The organism is Duganella sp. Leaf61 (assembly GCF_001421905.1).
In the GTDB taxonomy this organism is placed as follows: domain Bacteria; phylum Pseudomonadota; class Gammaproteobacteria; order Burkholderiales; family Burkholderiaceae_D; genus Rugamonas; species Rugamonas zoogloeoides.
Genome location: NZ_LMLM01000032.1, coordinates 144,066 through 160,019, shown reverse-complemented (window position 1 = coordinate 160,019; position 15,954 = coordinate 144,066). Strand labels below are relative to the sequence as shown.

At 62.7% G+C, this 15,954-nt stretch carries 13 protein-coding genes; 12 read left to right on the top strand and 1 reads right to left on the bottom strand.

The window, feature by feature from the left end; translation table 11 throughout:
* Positions 1-66: 66 nt before the first annotated feature.
* The 10 genes from bamA to ASF04_RS24310 all read left to right on the top strand — a co-directional run bounded on the left by bamA (position 67) and on the right by ASF04_RS24310 (position 11,803).
* Positions 67-2,403, top strand: coding sequence for an outer membrane protein assembly factor BamA (bamA, locus tag ASF04_RS24355; RefSeq protein ID WP_056147590.1), 2,337 nt, complete (start codon positions 67-69; stop codon positions 2,401-2,403).
* 66 nt (positions 2,404-2,469) lie between these two features.
* Positions 2,470-2,997: an OmpH family outer membrane protein gene (locus tag ASF04_RS24350; RefSeq protein WP_040377325.1), complete on the top strand. Its 528-nt coding sequence runs from the start codon at positions 2,470-2,472 to the stop codon at positions 2,995-2,997.
* Positions 2,998-3,135: 138 nt separating this feature from the next.
* Complete coding sequence (lpxD, locus tag ASF04_RS24345) at positions 3,136-4,191, top strand: UDP-3-O-(3-hydroxymyristoyl)glucosamine N-acyltransferase (RefSeq protein ID WP_056147587.1); 1,056 nt, start codon at positions 3,136-3,138, stop codon at positions 4,189-4,191.
* Entirely contained in the window at positions 4,188-4,682 is a 495-nt protein-coding gene (gene fabZ / locus ASF04_RS24340; protein WP_026636885.1) for a 3-hydroxyacyl-ACP dehydratase FabZ, read from the top strand. Before lpxD ends, fabZ begins: the two co-directional genes overlap by 4 nt.
* 2 nt (positions 4,683-4,684) lie before the next feature.
* Positions 4,685-5,473: an acyl-ACP--UDP-N-acetylglucosamine O-acyltransferase gene (gene lpxA, locus ASF04_RS24335; protein ID WP_056147585.1), complete on the top strand. Its 789-nt coding sequence runs from the start codon at positions 4,685-4,687 to the stop codon at positions 5,471-5,473.
* Positions 5,457-6,617, top strand: coding sequence for a lipid-A-disaccharide synthase (gene lpxB, locus ASF04_RS24330; protein WP_056147580.1), 1,161 nt, complete (start codon positions 5,457-5,459; stop codon positions 6,615-6,617). The genes lpxA and lpxB overlap by 17 nt, the downstream gene beginning before the upstream one ends.
* Before the next feature lie 28 nt (positions 6,618-6,645).
* Positions 6,646-7,269, top strand: coding sequence for a ribonuclease HII (rnhB, locus tag ASF04_RS24325; RefSeq protein ID WP_056147578.1), 624 nt, complete (start codon positions 6,646-6,648; stop codon positions 7,267-7,269).
* Positions 7,266-8,051 carry an RNA methyltransferase gene (locus ASF04_RS24320; protein ID WP_056147575.1) on the top strand — a complete coding sequence of 262 codons (786 nt, stop codon included), beginning with the start codon at positions 7,266-7,268 and terminating at the stop codon, positions 8,049-8,051. Before rnhB ends, ASF04_RS24320 begins: the two co-directional genes overlap by 4 nt.
* Positions 8,052-8,072: 21 nt before the next feature.
* Positions 8,073-9,266 carry an EAL domain-containing protein gene (locus ASF04_RS24315; RefSeq protein WP_056147570.1) on the top strand — a complete coding sequence of 398 codons (1,194 nt, stop codon included), beginning with the start codon at positions 8,073-8,075 and terminating at the stop codon, positions 9,264-9,266.
* Between the two features lie 122 nt (positions 9,267-9,388).
* Positions 9,389-11,803 carry a catalase gene (locus tag ASF04_RS24310; protein WP_056147566.1) on the top strand — a complete coding sequence of 805 codons (2,415 nt, stop codon included), beginning with the start codon at positions 9,389-9,391 and terminating at the stop codon, positions 11,801-11,803.
* Positions 11,804-11,904: 101 nt separating this feature from the next.
* On the opposite strand, the gene ASF04_RS24305 is transcribed toward ASF04_RS24310, so the two are convergent.
* Entirely contained in the window at positions 11,905-12,753 is an 849-nt protein-coding gene (locus tag ASF04_RS24305) for a pyruvate, water dikinase regulatory protein (protein ID WP_026636884.1), read from the bottom strand.
* A gap of 167 nt (positions 12,754-12,920) precedes the next feature.
* On the opposite strand from ASF04_RS24305, the gene ppsA reads away from it, so the two are divergent.
* Positions 12,921-15,353 carry a phosphoenolpyruvate synthase gene (gene ppsA, locus ASF04_RS24300; RefSeq protein ID WP_056147564.1) on the top strand — a complete coding sequence of 811 codons (2,433 nt, stop codon included), beginning with the start codon at positions 12,921-12,923 and terminating at the stop codon, positions 15,351-15,353.
* 157 nt (positions 15,354-15,510) lie between these two features.
* Positions 15,511-15,945 carry an NfeD family protein gene (locus ASF04_RS24295; RefSeq protein ID WP_056147561.1) on the top strand — a complete coding sequence of 145 codons (435 nt, stop codon included), beginning with the start codon at positions 15,511-15,513 and terminating at the stop codon, positions 15,943-15,945.
* Positions 15,946-15,954: the final 9 nt, after the last annotated feature.

Sequence of the window (15,954 nt, the reverse complement as noted above, 5' to 3'; positions counted from 1 at the left end):
CCCGGTTTGTACTCACAGTTACATAGTTATATAGTAGTTCGTTGAATGAGACATTGAATAACCCCGATGAAATTATATTCTGACCGTATTACTCCATCTTCCATGCGCCGCAGTCTGATTGGCACCGCCGTCCTGGTACTGTGTGCCGGCAACGCCATGGCGATCGAACCCTTCGTGATCAAGGACATCCGCGTCGAAGGCATCCAGCGGACGGAAGCCGGTACGGTCTTCAGCTACCTGCCGGTGCGCGTGGGCGAGACCTTCAACGACGACAAAAGTATTACCGCCATCAAGGCGCTGTATGCCACCGGTTTCTTCAAGGACGTGCGCCTGGAAGCGGACGGCCAGGTGCTGGTGGTGCTGGTCGAGGAACGCCCGGCCATCTCCAAGGTGGAATTCACCGGTACCAAGGAATTCGAAAAGGACGTGCTGGTCAAGGCGCTGAAAGACATCGGCGTGGGCGAAGCGAAAATCTTCGACAAGGCGTCGGTGGACCGCGCCGAGCAGGAACTCAAGCGCCAGTACCTGTCGCGCGGCCTGTACGGCGTCAAGCTGGTGACCACGGTCACCCCGCTCGAGCGCAACCGCGTCAACATCACGTTCGCGGTGGACGAGGGCGAAATCGCCAAGATCAAGCAGATCAACATCATCGGCAACAAGGTGTTCTCGGACAAGGAACTGCGCGAGCAGCTGGCGCTCAATACCGGTGGCTGGTTCAGCTGGTACACCAAGGCGGACCAGTATTCCAAGACCAAGCTGACCGGCGATATCGAGTCGCTCAAATCGTTCTACCTCAATCGCGGCTACATCGAGATGAACATCGATTCCACCCAGGTCTCGATCACGCCCGATAAAAAAGACATCTACATCACCATCAATATCACCGAAGGTGAAAAGTACAACGTCGCGGACATCAAGTTCGAGGGCGAGACCTTCGGCCGCGAGGACGAGCTGCGTTCGCTGGTATTGCTGCGCAAGGGCGCCGTGTATTCGGGCGAACTGCTCACCGCCACCAACAAGCTCATTTCCGACCGCCTGGGCACCTTCGGCTACGCGTTCGCCAACGTCAACGCCAACCCGGACATCAACCAGGAAAAGCGTGAAGTGAGTTTTACCTTCATGATCGATCCGGGCAAGCGCGCCTACGTGCGCCACATGAACATCGCCGGCAACACCACCTCGCGCGACGAAGTGATCCGCCGCGAGTTCCGCCAGTTCGAATCGTCCTGGTACGACGCCAACAAGATCAAGCTCTCGCGCGACCGCGTCGACCGCCTCGGCTACTTCAAGGATGTCACCATCGACACCCCGGAAGCGCAGGGCACGTCCGACCAGGTGGACGTGAATCTGACCGTGGTGGAAAAACCGACCGGTAACTTCACCATCGGCGGCGCCTTCTCGCAGTCGGAGAAATTCACGTTCCAGGCGGCGATCCAGCAGGCCAACTTTGCCGGCTCCGGTACCACCGTGGGCATGGAACTGAACACGTCCAAGTACAGCCGCACGATTTCGTTCTCGCAGTTCGACCCGTACTACACCGACGACGGCATCTCGCGTTCGTACGAGGTGTACCTGCGTACGCAGCGTCCGCCGGCGCTGAACATCGGTAGCTACACCATCAAGCAAAAGGGCGGCCGTATCAGCTACGGCGTGCCGTTCTCGGAAACCGACACCGTGTTCCTCGGTATCGGTCTCGAACGCTCGTCGATCGAAACCGATTCGACGTCGCCAACCCGGTTCCTGCAATACGTGTCCGACGTCACCGGCAACACCAGCGGTATCGGCAAGGCCGAGACCAACGCCGTGCCGCTCACGCTGGCCTGGTCGCGCGACAGCCGCGATTCCGGCCTGACGCCGTCGGCCGGCCGCTACCAGCGCCTGAACCTCGAGCTCGACGTGATCGGCAAACAGAAATACTACCGCGCCATCTACGAGCAGCAGTACTACAAGCCGCTGATCTGGCGCTCCGTGCTCGCGCTCAAGGGCGAGATCGACTACGGCCGCGGCCTCGGCGACACGCCGTACCCGGTGTTCAAGAACTTCTACGGCGGCGGTATCGGTTCGGTGCGCGGCTACGAAAGTTCGTCGCTGGGCGCGGTCGATGCCCGCTACGGCGATGCCCTGGGCGGCGCCTCGCGCCTGATCGGTAACGCCGAGCTGCAACTGCCTTTCCCGGGCTCCGGCCAGGATCGCAGCTTGCGCTGGTTCGGCTTCCTCGATGCGGGCCAGGTCTACCAGGAAGGCGAGAAGATGCGTTACTCGCAGCTGCGCTACTCGGCCGGTCTCGGTATCAGCTGGATTTCGCCGGTGGGCCCGCTCAAGTTGAGTTATGCTAAGCCTCTTAATGCCAAGCCGGGCGACCGCCTGGAACGCTTCCAGTTCCAGATGGGTACTGGTTTCTGACCTGTGTCCCCGACTCGGCTATCAATATTTAATCGGAGAATCAAGTTGAATACTGCATCCGCCAAGATGACCAAGACCTACGGCGCCTCGCTTGCCGCTACGCTTGCCCTGGCAGCGTTGGGCTGGTGCGCCATGGCGCCGGCGCAGGCGCAGACCTCGTTGTCGCGCATCGCCTGGCTCAGCCCGGAGCGCATCTACAACGAGTCCAAGCTGGCCAAGCTGGCCAGCGAAAAGCTGCAGGAAGAGTTCAAGTCGCGCGAAAAAGCCATGCAGGAGATGGAAGGCCGCCTGAAAGCGGCTTCCGCCAAGCTGGAAAAAGACGCGCCGGCCCTGGCCGAAGCGGAACGGGTACGCCGCCAGCGCGACGTGTTCGATCTCGACAAGGAATTCCAGCGCCGCCAGCGCGAGTTCCGCGAAGACCTGAGCCAGCGCACCAACGAAGAGCGCCAGGCCATTTCCGACCGCGCCACCAAGATCATCCGCCAGATGGCCGATACCGAAGGTTTCGATATTGTGCTGCAGGATGCGGTGTGGGCCAGCAAGCGTATCGACATCACCGACAAGGTTCTGGCCGCGCTCGACAAAGACAAGTAAAAGCACCTCGCTAACCTACTGCGCGGCCCGCTATCGCCTCTCCGTTGCTCAGCGTACGTTCGTACGCCTCCGCTACTCAAGACGATAACAGGCCGCTCGCTACGGTTATCGAGGTACTTTATTAATTAAGGAATTAGGATGGGCACTCGACTAGGCACATTGGTCGAACGCTTCGGTGGCCGGTTGATGGGTGACGCGAACCTGGAAGTGACCGGGATCGCCCCATTGGCAGACGCCGGCGTTTCGCACATCAGCTTTCTCAGCAATAGCAAACTGCGCGCCCAGGCGCGCGACAGCCACGCGGCGGCGTTGATCGTCGCCGAAAAAGATGACGAGTTCATCGCCGCCGGCTACACCGGTGCGCGCATCGTCGTCGCCAACCCCTACGTGTATTTCGCCCGCGCAGCGCAGTATTTCGAATCGCTGACGGCCTTCGTGCCGGCGCCCGGCATCCATGCCAGCGCCGTGGTTGCCGATGATGCCCACGTCGCCGCCAGCGCCCATGTCGGTGCGCGCGTGGTGATCGAGTCGGGCGCCGTGATCGGCGAACACGCGGTGATCGACGCCGGCTGCTACATCGGCCGCGAAGCGGAAGTGGGCGAGGGCACGCACTTCTTTGCCAACGTCACGTTCCACGCCCATTGCATTATCGGCGCGCGCGGCATCATCCACTCGGGCGCCGTGATCGGCACCGACGGTTTCGGCTTTGCCAACGAAGGCGGCGTGTACATCAAGATCCCGCAAACCGGGCGCGTGGTGATCGGCGACGATGTGGACATCGGCGCCAACACCACCATCGACCGCGGTGCGCTGGCCGACACCATCATCGAAGACGGCGTCAAGCTGGACAACCAGATCCAGATCGGCCACAACTGCCACATCGGCGCCCACACGGCCATGGCCGGGTGCACCGGCGTGGCCGGCAGCGCCAAGATCGGCAAGTACTGCACCTTCGGCGGCGCGTCGATGGTGCTGGGCCATCTGACCATCGTCGATCGCGTGCACGTGGGGTCTGCTTCCATGGTATCGCGCTCGATCCTGGAACCGGGCCAGTACACCGGCTTTTATCCGCTGGCGAAAAACGCCGAGTGGGAAAAGTCGGCCGCCATCGTGCGCAACCTGCCGGGCATGCGCGAGAAAATCCGCGCGCTCGAAAAAATTATCAAGACCAATAAAGAAAACGAAGAATCATGACCACTACTCAGCCCGACACCTCCAAGACCATGGACATCTGCGAGATCAAGTCCTACCTGCCGCACCGCTACCCGCTGCTGCTGGTGGACCGCGTGCTCGCGTACGAAGAGGGCAAGTCTATCACCGCGATCAAGAACGTCACCGTCAACGAAGAATTCTTCAATGGCCACTTCCCGCACAAGCCGGTCATGCCGGGCGTGCTGATGATCGAAGCGATGGCGCAAACCGCTGCGCTGCTGTCGTTCAAGACCATGGGCATCAAGCCTGACGAAAGCTCGGTGGTGTACTTCGTCGGTATCGACGGCGCGCGCTTCAAGCGTCCGGTCGGTCCTGGCGACCAGCTGAAAATGGACGTCGAAATCCTGCGCAATGCGCGCGGCATCTGGAAATACAAGGCCGTGGGCACCGTCGATGGCCAGGTAGCGGTGGAAGCGGAACTGATGTGCACCATCCGCAGCGTTGCGGACGCCAGCCAGCCTGCGGGGCAGTAATCATGGGTACCATCCACGCTACCGCAGTCATCGATCCGAAAGCGCAGCTCGATAGCAGCGTCGACGTCGGCGCGTACACGGTCATCGGACCGCACGTGCAAATCGACGCCGGCACCGTGGTCGGCCCGCACGTGGTGATCGAAGGCCATACCACCATTGGCCGCGACAACAAACTGTTCCAGTTCTCGTCGATTGGCGCTGCGCCGCAGGATAAAAAATGGGCCGGCGAACCGACCCGTTTGACCATAGGCGACCGCAACACGATCCGCGAATTCTGCACGTTCAACACCGGCACGGTGCAGGACAAGGGCGTAACCTCGCTCGGCAACGACAACTGGATCTCGGCCTATGTGCACCTGGCGCACGACTGCCAGGTGGGCAGCAACACGATCTTCTCGAACAACGCGCAGATCGCCGGTCACGTGGAAATCGGCGACTGGGTGATCATGAGCGGTTTTGCCAACGTTCACCAGTTCTGCAAGATCGGCGCCCATGCGTTCGTGGGCATGAGCACCAGCCTGACGCAGGATGTGCCGCCGTTCGTGCTGTTGAACGGTAACCCGGCGCAGGCGCACGGCGTCAATATCGAAGGCCTCAAGCGCCGTGGTTTTACGCGCGAAGAGATCAACGGTATCCGCACTGCCTACAAGCTGCTGTATCGCTCGGGGCTCACGCTGGAAGAAGCCAAGGCCGCGCTGCGGGCCGAAGAAGAGGCCACGCCCGGTGCGGCGGTCCATATCCGCGCCATGCGCGAATTCCTCGATACGGCGTCGCGTGGCATCGTCCGCTGACAAGCTGTCGCTGGCGATGGTCGCCGGGGAACCATCGGGCGACCTGTTGGCCGCCCGTTTGCTTTCCGGCCTCAAGCCGCACCTGCCCGGTGTGCGCCTGCACGGCATCGGCGGCGAGCACATGATCGCCCAGGGTTTCGAGTCGCACGTGCCGATGGACAAGCTGACCGTGCGCGGCCTGCTGGCCGTGATCCCGCGCTACCGCGAAATCAAGAGCATCCAGAACCAGCTGCGCGACCAGTTGCTGGCCGACCGGCCCGCCGCCTTCATTGGCGCCGACTACCCGGGCTTCAATCTGGGACTGGAAGAGCAGCTCAAGGCGGCGGGCATCCCCACCATCCACTACATCGGGCCGCAGATCTGGGCCTGGCGCGGTGGCCGTATCAAGAAGATCGTGCGCGCGGTGTCGCACATGCTGGTGGTGTTCCCGTTCGAGGAAGAGATTTATCGCCAGGCGGGCGTGCCGGTCAGCTACGTGGGCCATCCGCTGGCGGAAGTGATCCCGATGGTGCCGGACGAGGCGGGGGCGCGCGCCAAACTCGGTTTGCCGCAGGACGCCAACGTGGTCACCATCATGCCCGGCAGCCGTATGTCCGAGCTCAAATACAATACCGTGGCTTTCGTGCAGGCGGCCAAACTGCTCAAGCAGCGCGACCGCTCGCTGCGGTTCGTGGCGCCGATGGCGGGCGAGCGCCAGCGCCAGTATTTCCTGGAACTGGTGGCGCAGGCCGGCCTGCAGGACGTGGAGATCGACCTGCTCGACGGCCAGTCGCACACGGCGATTGCCGCCGGCGACGCAGTGCTGGTGGCCTCGGGCACGGCGTCGCTGGAAGTGGCGCTGTTCAAAAAGCCGATGGTGATCGCCTATAAAATGATGGCGCTGGAATGGCAGATCTTGCGCCACTTCGGCTACCAGCCGTGGGTGGGCCTGCCCAATATCCTGGCGCGCGAGTTCCTGGTGCCCGAGATGCTGCAGGACGCCGCCAACCCGCAGGCGCTGGCCGACGCCATGTGGCAGCAACTGTCCGACGCGCCGCACCGGCTGCGCCTGGCTCAGCGCTTCACCGATATGCATCACAGTCTGCTGCGCAACAGCGCGGTGGAAAGTGCGGCGGCGGTGTTGAAGGTGATCGGCCGTGGTTAGCCATTTAGATGAATAAGTGAAGTAAAACGTGAAAAATCCGAATCCCGGCCTGTTCGACGACCTCCCGAACTCCCCCGACGAAATCATTTGCGGGGTGGATGAAGCCGGCCGTGGCCCGCTGGCTGGCCCGGTGTTTGCCGCTGCCGTCATTCTCGACCCGGACCGCCCGATCCTCGGCTTGCGCGACTCGAAAAAGCTCACCGAAGCCAAGCGCGACCTGCTGGCGCCGGTGATCAAGTCGCAGGCGCTGGCCTGGGCCATCGCCCAGGCGTCGGAAGACGAGATCGACCAGCTGAATATCCTGCAAGCGTCGATGCTGGCCATGCGCCGCGCCGTGGAAGCGCTGTCCACCGTGCCCACCCTGGCCCTGATCGATGGCAACCGCTGCCCGGTGATGCAGATCCAGTCGATCGCCGTCATCGGCGGCGACGACAAGGTCGATGCCATTTCGGCCGCATCGATCCTGGCCAAGACTGCGCGCGACGCCGCCCTGGTCGAACTGCACGCGCAGTACCCGCATTACTGCTTCGACCAGCACAAGGGCTACGGCACCGCGCTGCACCTGGCGCGCCTGCGCGAGCATGGCGCGTCGCCGGTGCACCGCCGCTCGTTCGCACCTGTGCGCGCCGTGCTGCTCAAGGTGGGCGCATGAAGACGATTACCTCGCGCGACAACGCGCAGTACAAGGATCTGGTCAAACTGGCCGGCAGCGCCCAGGCGCGCCGCAAGTCGGGCCGCACGCTGCTCGACGGCGTGCACCTGTGCCAGTCGTACCTGCAATTGCGCGGCGCGCCCGAGCAGTGCGTGGTCAGCGAAACCGCGCTGCACAACCCGGAAGTGATGGACATTGTCGGCGGCCTCGAAGCGCAACACGCGCACGTGCTGGCCTTGCCAGATGCGCTCTACAATGCGATCAGCCAGGTGGAACACGGCGTGGGCGTGATGTTCCTGATCCCCACGCCGCAGCGCGCGGTGACCGGACCGTTGCAGGTGTCGGCAGTGCTGCTCGACGGCGTGCAGGACCCCGGCAACGTCGGCTCGATCCTGCGCAGCGCGGCAGCCGCTGGCATTACGCAAGTGTATTGCAGCGCCGGCACCGCGTTCTGCTGGTCGCCCAAGGTGCTGCGCGCGGCCATGGGTGCTCACTTCGTGCTTGATATCTTCGAGAACGTCGATCTGCCAGCTTTGGTAGCGAATTCGCAGGTGGTGTCGCTGGCCACCAGCGGCTATGCCACCCAGCGCCTGTATGATGTGAACCTGCGCCAGCCGGTGGCGTGGCTGTTCGGCCACGAAGGGCAGGGCGTGGCGCACGATTTATTGGCACTCGCTTCGCACCAGGTAGTCATTCCCCATGCGGGCCAGGTGGAGTCGCTCAACGTTGCAGCTTGCGCAGCAGTATGCTTTTTCGAACAACTCAGGCAGAATCAGGGCTAGGCAGTTTCCACCGGAGCGGTTATGGATATCGGGCAGTTGCACTTTCTGGTCGCAGAAGGAGACGTCGCGCAGCGCCGCGTGCTGGTCGATATCCTGCAACGCACGGGGGCGCTCCAGATTACCGAGGCGCCAGACGGCGACACCGCGCTGCGCTGCTTGGGCCTGCGCTACCAGCCGGCCGTCAACATCATCATTCTCGACTTGCAGGTGCCCGGCATCGACGCGCTGGAAGTCATCCGCCGCATGGGCGACCTGCAAAGCCGCGCGGGGCTGATCATCTTCGGCTCGCAAACCAATTCCGTGCTGTTCTCGATCGAATCGATGGCCGACGCTTTCGGCCTCGACGTGCTGGGCGTGATGACCAAGCCGCTGATCGCGGGACGGCTGGAAGCGGTGATCGCCGCCCACCTGAAACCGCCCGAAATGCGGCGCGAGCGCGTGCCCACGCTGTCGTTCGCGGAGGTGGGCAATGGGCTCAATAACAACGAATTCGCACCGCATTTCCAGCCCAAGATCGAACTGGAAACCGGCCGGGTAAAAGGCCTGGAGATGTTTGCACGCTGGCGCCATCCGCGTTATGGCCTGCTCGGTCCCGCGTCGTTCATGCCGGCGCTGGTGGAAAACCACCGCATCGACTTCCTCGACTGGGCGCTGATCGAAAAATCGGTGCAGGCCTGCCGCCGCCTGCACGACGACGGCATTCCGATTTCGTTCTCGGTCAACGTCGATCCCAGCACGCTGGCGCACCCGCAGTTCATGGAGCAGATCGACGCCTGCCTGGAACGCCACCGCATCATGCCCGACTATCTCACCTTCGAGATGACGGAAAAGGCGGTGCTCACCACCACGCCGCACTTCCTGGAGCGGCTGCTGCGGTTGCGCATGAAGGGGTTCGGCCTGGCCATCGACGACTACGGCACGGGGCTGATCAACCTGCAACTGCTGGCGCGGGTGCCGTTCTCGGAACTGAAAATCGACCGCGGTTTCGTCGATGGCGCGTTCCGCAAGCCGGCGATTGCCACCGTACTGCGCTCGTGCCTGGGCCTGTCGCGCAGCCTGGAGCGGCGTTCGGTGGCTGTGGGGGTCGAGACCAAGCAGGATTGGGATTTCCTGCAGGGGCTGGGCTGCACGTATGCCCAGGGCTATTACATCGCCAAGCCGATGCCGGTCGAGGAGTTCCCCGACTGGTTATCGGATTGGCGCCACTTTTTTTAGGCGTTTTTCTGCGGCATTCCTGTTCTCCCCGCGCTTGAGCGACATCAAGCGGCGTCATCCCAAGACTCTCAAACTCGACTTCAGCCCGCCATTCGGAGCGGGTATTGAACAGGAGTCGAGACATGGCCAAACGCAAAAGCAATGGCGGCGACGTGGACGGCGCCGGTTCCATCCTGAGCACCTTGGGCGGCCCGTCGAAGGCGCCGCGCCCGTCGCGCCTCGGCCCGCCCAACCCCATCGCCAGCCAGTTGATCGAGAAGGTCGTCAGCGACGCCCAACTGGCCGCCGACATGCCCTACAACCCCACCAAGGCGCTCGAATACGGCGATGCCGCCTGGGTGCCGCACGAGGGCGATACGGAGACGCCCACGTCGCCGCTGGCCACGGCCAGCACCAGCACCGAGACCGTGGCCTCACCCAAGGTGGGTGCCGGCCAGCCGGACCTCGGCGACAATCCGCTCGACGGCCCGCTCGACCGGGTGCGGGTGGACGATACCGGCCGCATGCTGACCACCAACCAGGCGGTGCGCGTGGCCGACAACCAGAACAGCCTCAAGGCCGGCCTGCGCGGTCCCACCCTGATGGAAGATTTTATTCTGCGCGAAAAAATCACGCACTTCGACCATGAGCGCATACCGGAGCGCGTGGTGCACGCGCGCGGCTCGGCCGCCCACGGCTATTTCGAGAGCTACGGCGACCAGAGTGCCATCACCCGCGCCGCGCTGTTCGGCGCGACGGGTAAACGCACACCGGTATTCGTACGGTTTTCCACTGTGGCCGGCGAGCGCGGTTCTGCCGACACGGTGCGCGACGTGCGCGGCTTCGCCGTCAAGTTTTATACGGAAGACGGCAACTGGGACCTGGTAGGGAACAACATCCCGGTGTTCTTCATCCAGGATGCGATGAAATTCCCGGACCTGATCCACGCGGTGAAACCCGAACCGCACCACGGCATGCCGCAGGCTTCGAGCGCGCACGACACGTTCTGGGATTTCGCCTCGCTCAGCCCCGAAATCGTTCACATGCTGCTGTGGCACACGTCGGACCGGGCCATTCCGCGCAGCTACCGCATGATGCAGGGCTTCGGCGTGCACACGTTCCGGCTGGTGAATGCGCACGGCACGTCGGTGTTTTGCAAGTTCCACTGGTCGCCGATGGCCGGCACCCATGCGCTGGTGTGGGACGAGGCAGTGCGCCTGGCGGCGGCCGATCCCGATTACCACCGGCGCGATCTGTGGGAAGCGATCGACAGCGGCCAGTTTCCCGCGTGGGAGCTGGGCCTGCAAGTGTTTTCCGAAGCGCAGGCCGCGCGCTTCCCGTTCGACATCCTCGACCCTACCAAGCTGGTGCCGGAAGCGCTGGTGCCGCTGCGCACCGTGGGCAAGCTGGTCCTCAATCGCAACCCCGATAATTTCTTTGCCGAGACCGAGCAGGTGGCATTTTGCGCCGCCCACGTGGTGCCCGGCATCGACTTCACCAACGATCCGCTGCTGCAAGGCCGCTTGCACTCGTACGTCGATACCCAGATCTCGCGCCTCGGCGGTGCCAACTTCCACGAGATTCCGATCAACACGCCGGTGGCGCCCATTCACAACAACCAGCGCGACGGCATGCACCGCCAGCAGATCAACCGGGGCCGGGTCAACTACGAACCGAATTCGCTGGCCGGCGGCTGCCCGTTCCAGGCCGGCGTGCGCGGTTTTGTCAGCGTGCCGGAAGCGTCCCACGGCAACGAGGTGCGCGGCAAGCCGGAACTGTTCGCCGACCATTATTCGCAGGCGCGCCTGTTCTGGATCAGCCAGACACCGGTCGAGCAGGACCACATCGTGCAGGCGTTCCGGTTCGAGCTGACGCGGGTGCAGACCCCGGCAGTGCGCAAGCGGGTGCTGGCGGCGCTGGTCAATGTCGATAATGGGCTGGCCGCGCGCGTAGCCGCCAGCCTGGGCATGGACGTGCCGGACCCGTTGCCGCCGGCCACCAACCGCCCGCCATACCCGTATCCGCCATCGCCGCCGCTGTCGTTGTTCCACCGCCCCGGCAACGTGGGCGTGGCCACGCGCCGGGTAGCGCTGCTGGTGGCGCCGGGCGTCGATGGTCCGCAAACGCGCAAGCTGTATGCGGCATTGCTGGACCTGGGCGCGGCGCCGCGCCTGGTGGGCGAACAAATCGGTAAGATCGCCGCCAGCGAAGACGCGCCGCTGGACGTGGAAATCAGTTTCGAGGCGGGACCATCGGTGCTGTTCGACGCGGTGATCGTGCCCGATTATCCCGAGGGAGAGTGCGCGCTGTCACGCGATGCACGCGTGCTGGAATTTTTGAAGCTGCAGTTCCGGCACCTGAAGCCGATGCTGGCGATAGGGGGCGGCGCGGTGTTACTGCGTACCGCGCATATACCCGACCGGCTGCCAGACGGCGCGCCGGATCCCGGCGTAATCGTCGCCGATACCTGCGACCTGGCCGATGCGTTGGCGCAGTTCGTCGCGGTGCTGGCGCGGCACCGCGTGTACGCCCGCGACACCGATCCCCCAAGGGTTTAAGGAGCGCCCGAGGAAGCGTGCGGAGCAAGGCGCCGCCACGAAGACAGTACAACTCGTACGGCCGGGAGCGGCAACGCCGCCATGAAGCTTTTCCGGCGCTCCTAGTATTCGCGGCGGTCCGGCTTGATCTCTTGCAAAATCGTCGTCGAGATTTCCTCGATCGACTTGGTAGTGGAAGACAGCCAGCGTATCCCTTCGCGCTTCATCATGGTTTCCGCCTCGTTCACCTCGTACCGGCAATTCTCGATCGACGCGTACTTGCTGCCCGCTCGGCGCTCGTTGCGAATCTCGCTCAGGCGTTCCGGCGTGATCGTCAGCCCGAAAATCTTCGACTTGAACTCGTACAGCGACGATGGCAGGCGGCCGCGTTCGAAATCGTCGGGGATCAGCGGGTAGTTGGCCGCCTTGATCCCGTACTGCATCGCTAAGTACAAGCTGGTGGGCGTCTTGCCCGAGCGCGATACGCCGACCAGGATGATGTCGGCCGAGGACAGGTTCTTGTGCGACTGGCCGTCGTCGTGGGCCAGCGAGAAGTTGATCGCCTCGATGCGGTTTTTGTACTCCTCGCTGTCGACGATATTGTGCGAACGGCCGATGGTGTGCGTCGATTTGACGTTCAACTCCTGTTCCAGCGGCGCCACGAAGGTCTGGAACAAGTCCATGTACATGCCCTTGCAGCGGCGGATCACATCCGACAGTTCGGTCTGCACCAGAGTGGAAAAAATGATCGGGCGCTGACCGTCGGTCACAAACGCCTCGTTGATCTTGCGCGCGGCGTCGTGCGCCTTGTCGAGCGTATCGATGAACGGCAGCCGGATCTGGCGGAAGCGCAGTTCGAACTGGGTCAGCACCGAGTGACCGAAGGTTTCAGCCGTGATGCCGGTGCCGTCGGAGACGAAGAACACCGTGCGTGATGCGGTGGGAAAGGAGGTTCGTTGTTCTTGTGTCATGTATTTTTCTGCCGGTGGTGTTCAGGAATCGTCAATTGTCGTTACAGGCTGTAGAATGGTTGCCAATAGCATGATTGTGGTGCACGACGACCAGAATAACAAGAACAAGCAAAACGGAGACGTCTGCACCCGGCTGAAAGATTTCTATCATCAAAAAGGTGTTTTTTATGTCTAACGCAGCATTGAAGGAGCAGGCAGGCGAAGCGGTTTACGTCGCATCGTTCGAGAATTTACGCATGACCGACGTCGAGTCCGTCGGCGGCAAGAACGCGTCCCTGGGCGAAATGATCAGCCAGCTGGCTGGCGCCGGCGTGCGTGTGCCTGGTGGCTTTGCCACCACGGCGCAGGCATTCCGCGACTTCCTCGAACACAGCGTCGACGGCGGCAAGCCGCTGGCCGAACGCATCGCCAATCGTCTGGCCGACCTGAATATCGACGACGTGCGCGCCCTGGCGCAAGCGGGCGCCGAAATTCGCGGCTGGATTGTCGAAACCCCGTTCCAGCCACGCCTGCAGGCCGACATCACGGCCTTCTACGAGCGCCTGGTCGCCGACTCCACCACCGAAATGTCGTTTGCCGTGCGTTCTTCGGCTACCGCCGAAGACTTGCCCGACGCGTCGTTCGCCGGTCAGCAGGAATCGTTCTTGAACGTGGTCGGCATCGACAACGTGCTCGAAGCGATGAAGCACGTGTTCGCATCGCTGTACAACGACCGCGCCATTTCGTACCGCGTCCACAAAGGCTTTACCCACGCCGAAGTGGCGTTGTCGGCCGGCGTGCAGCGCATGGTCCGTTCCGACCTGGGCGCCGCTGGCGTGATGTTTACCATCGATACCGAATCGGGCTTCAAGGACGTGGTGTTCGTTACCTCGAGCTATGGCCTGGGCGAAACCGTGGTGCAGGGCGCCGTCAACCCGGACGAATTCTATGTCCACAAGCCAATGCTGGAAAAAGGCAAATCGCCTGTTATCCGCCGCAACATCGGCTCCAAGCTGATCAAGATGGAATTCACCAACGAGGCCAAGGCCGGCCGTTCGGTGAAAACCGTCGATGTTCCGGTGGAACTGCGCAACCGCTACTCGCTCAACGACACCGAAGTGGTGGAGCTGGCCAAGTACGCCGTCATCATCGAAAACCACTACGGCCGTCCGATGGACATCGAGTGGGGCAAGGATGGCCGCGACGGCAAACTGTACATCCTGCAAGCGCGTCCTGAAACCGTCAAATCGCAGCAGAAAGCGACCGACGTGCAGCAGCGCTTCAAGCTGAAATCGACCGGCACCGTGCTGACGTCCGGCCGCGCCATCGGCCAGAAAATCGGCGCCGGCCCGGTGCGCGTGATTACCGACCCGTCGGAAATGGAACGCGTGCAGCCCGGCGACGTGCTGGTGGCCGACATGACCGACCCGAACTGGGAACCGGTCATGAAACGCGCTTCGGCCATCGTCACCAACCGTGGCGGCCGTACCTGCCACGCGGCGATCATCGCCCGTGAACTGGGCGTGCCGGCAGTCGTCGGTTGCGGCGACGCGACCGAAGTGCTCAAGGACGGCACCTTTGTGACCGTGTCGTGCGCCGAAGGCGACGAAGGCAAGATCTACGACGGCCTGCTGGAAACCGAAGTTTCGGAAGTGCAGCGCGGCGAATTGCCCAAACTGCCGACCAAGATCATGCTCAACGTCGGCAATCCGCAACTGGCGTTCGACTTCCAGTCCGTGCCGAACGCCGGCGTGGGCCTGGCCCGCCTCGAGTTCATCATCAATAACAATATTGGTGTGCACCCGAAAGCGATCCTGGAATACCCGAACATCGACGCCGACCTGAAAAAGGCTGTGGAATCGGTCGCCCGCGGCCACGCATCGCCGAAAGCGTTCTACGTGGACAAGCTGGCCGAAGGTATCGCCACCATCGCTGCCGCGTTCTGGCCTAAAAAAGTCATCGTGCGCATGTCGGACTTCAAGTCCAACGAGTACAAGAAGCTGATCGGCGGTTCGCGTTACGAGCCGGACGAAGAAAACCCGATGCTGGGCTTCCGTGGCGCTGCGCGCTACCTGGCCGAAGACTTCGCGGGTGCCTTCGAAATGGAATGCCTGGCCATGAAGCGCGTGCGCAACGACATGGGCCTGACCAACGTCGAGATCATGGTGCCGTTCGTGCGCACCCTGGGCCAGGCTGAAAAAGTCGTTAACCTGCTGGCCAAAAACGGCCTGGTACGCGGCGAAAACGACCTGCGCCTGATCATGATGTGCGAAGTGCCATCGAACGCGATTTTGGCCGACCAGTTCCTCGAGTTCTTCGACGGCTTCTCGATCGGTTCCAACGACCTGACCCAGCTGACCCTGGGCCTGGACCGCGATTCCGGCATGGCGCTGCTCGCTGCCGACTTCGACGAGCGCGATCCGGCCGTCAAAGCGTTGCTGTCGCTGGCCATCAAGGCCTGCCGCGAAAAGGGCAAGTACATCGGTATTTGCGGCCAAGGTCCTTCCGACCACCCGGACTTCGCCGTGTGGCTGATGGAGCAGGGCATCGAATCGATGTCGCTGAACCCGGACTCGGTGATCGACACGTGGCAGAAGCTGGCAAGCCTGCAACCTAAATAAAAAGTTGACGCAAGACAAAAATCGTTTAGACTGGAGTTAATGAATTTAGTAGCCTTTTACTCCACAAAAAACGTTCTTGCATCCAAGACCCTCGTGGCCCATATTGGGCTCCGGGGGTCTTTGTATTTGAAAATAGCTCACGAGAGGAGGAGACATCATGGCTGACTGGAGTTTCTGGTTGATCGCCGCCGGCGTTGCGGTAACTGTCGAACTGTTCATCGGCACGTTCTACCTGCTGATGATCGCCATCGGCCTGGTGTTCGGCGCGCTCGCTGCCGCCATCGGGCTGGCGCTGCCGATCCAGACCATGGTGGCCGCCATCGTCGGCGTGGCCGCGACCATCGGCTTGCGCCGCAGCCGCTACGGCAGGATGGGCACCCGCGTGGAAGCCGAGCGCGACCCCAATGTGAACCTCGATATCGGCCAGACCGTTACCGTGCCGGCCTGGCAGGACGGCGTGGCGCGTGTGATGTATCGCGGCGCGCTGTGGGACGTGGAGCTCGACCGCACGGCAACTGGTGCTTCGGCCCCGGCGCCGGGCCAGTACATCATCCGCGAAGTGCGCGGCAGCCGCCTGATTGTCGCGGCTTAATCAATTTCA

Excerpts from the sequence above, each read along its gene's own strand:
- bamA (WP_056147590.1), top strand. The coding sequence starts at position 67 with ATGAAATTATATTCTGACCGTATTACTCCATCTTCCATGCGCCGCAGT.
- ASF04_RS24350 (WP_040377325.1), top strand. The coding sequence starts at position 2,470 with ATGACCAAGACCTACGGCGCCTCGCTTGCCGCTACGCTTGCCCTGGCA.
- lpxD (WP_056147587.1), top strand. The coding sequence starts at position 3,136 with ATGGGCACTCGACTAGGCACATTGGTCGAACGCTTCGGTGGCCGGTTG.
- fabZ (WP_026636885.1), top strand. The coding sequence starts at position 4,188 with ATGACCACTACTCAGCCCGACACCTCCAAGACCATGGACATCTGCGAG.
- lpxA (WP_056147585.1), top strand. The coding sequence starts at position 4,685 with ATGGGTACCATCCACGCTACCGCAGTCATCGATCCGAAAGCGCAGCTC.
- ASF04_RS24320 (WP_056147575.1), top strand. The coding sequence starts at position 7,266 with ATGAAGACGATTACCTCGCGCGACAACGCGCAGTACAAGGATCTGGTC.
- ASF04_RS24315 (WP_056147570.1), top strand. The coding sequence starts at position 8,073 with ATGGATATCGGGCAGTTGCACTTTCTGGTCGCAGAAGGAGACGTCGCG.
- ASF04_RS24310 (WP_056147566.1), top strand. The coding sequence starts at position 9,389 with ATGGCCAAACGCAAAAGCAATGGCGGCGACGTGGACGGCGCCGGTTCC.
- ASF04_RS24305 (WP_026636884.1), bottom strand. The coding sequence starts at position 12,753 with ATGACACAAGAACAACGAACCTCCTTTCCCACCGCATCACGCACGGTG.
- ppsA (WP_056147564.1), top strand. The coding sequence starts at position 12,921 with ATGTCTAACGCAGCATTGAAGGAGCAGGCAGGCGAAGCGGTTTACGTC.
- ASF04_RS24295 (WP_056147561.1), top strand. The coding sequence starts at position 15,511 with ATGGCTGACTGGAGTTTCTGGTTGATCGCCGCCGGCGTTGCGGTAACT.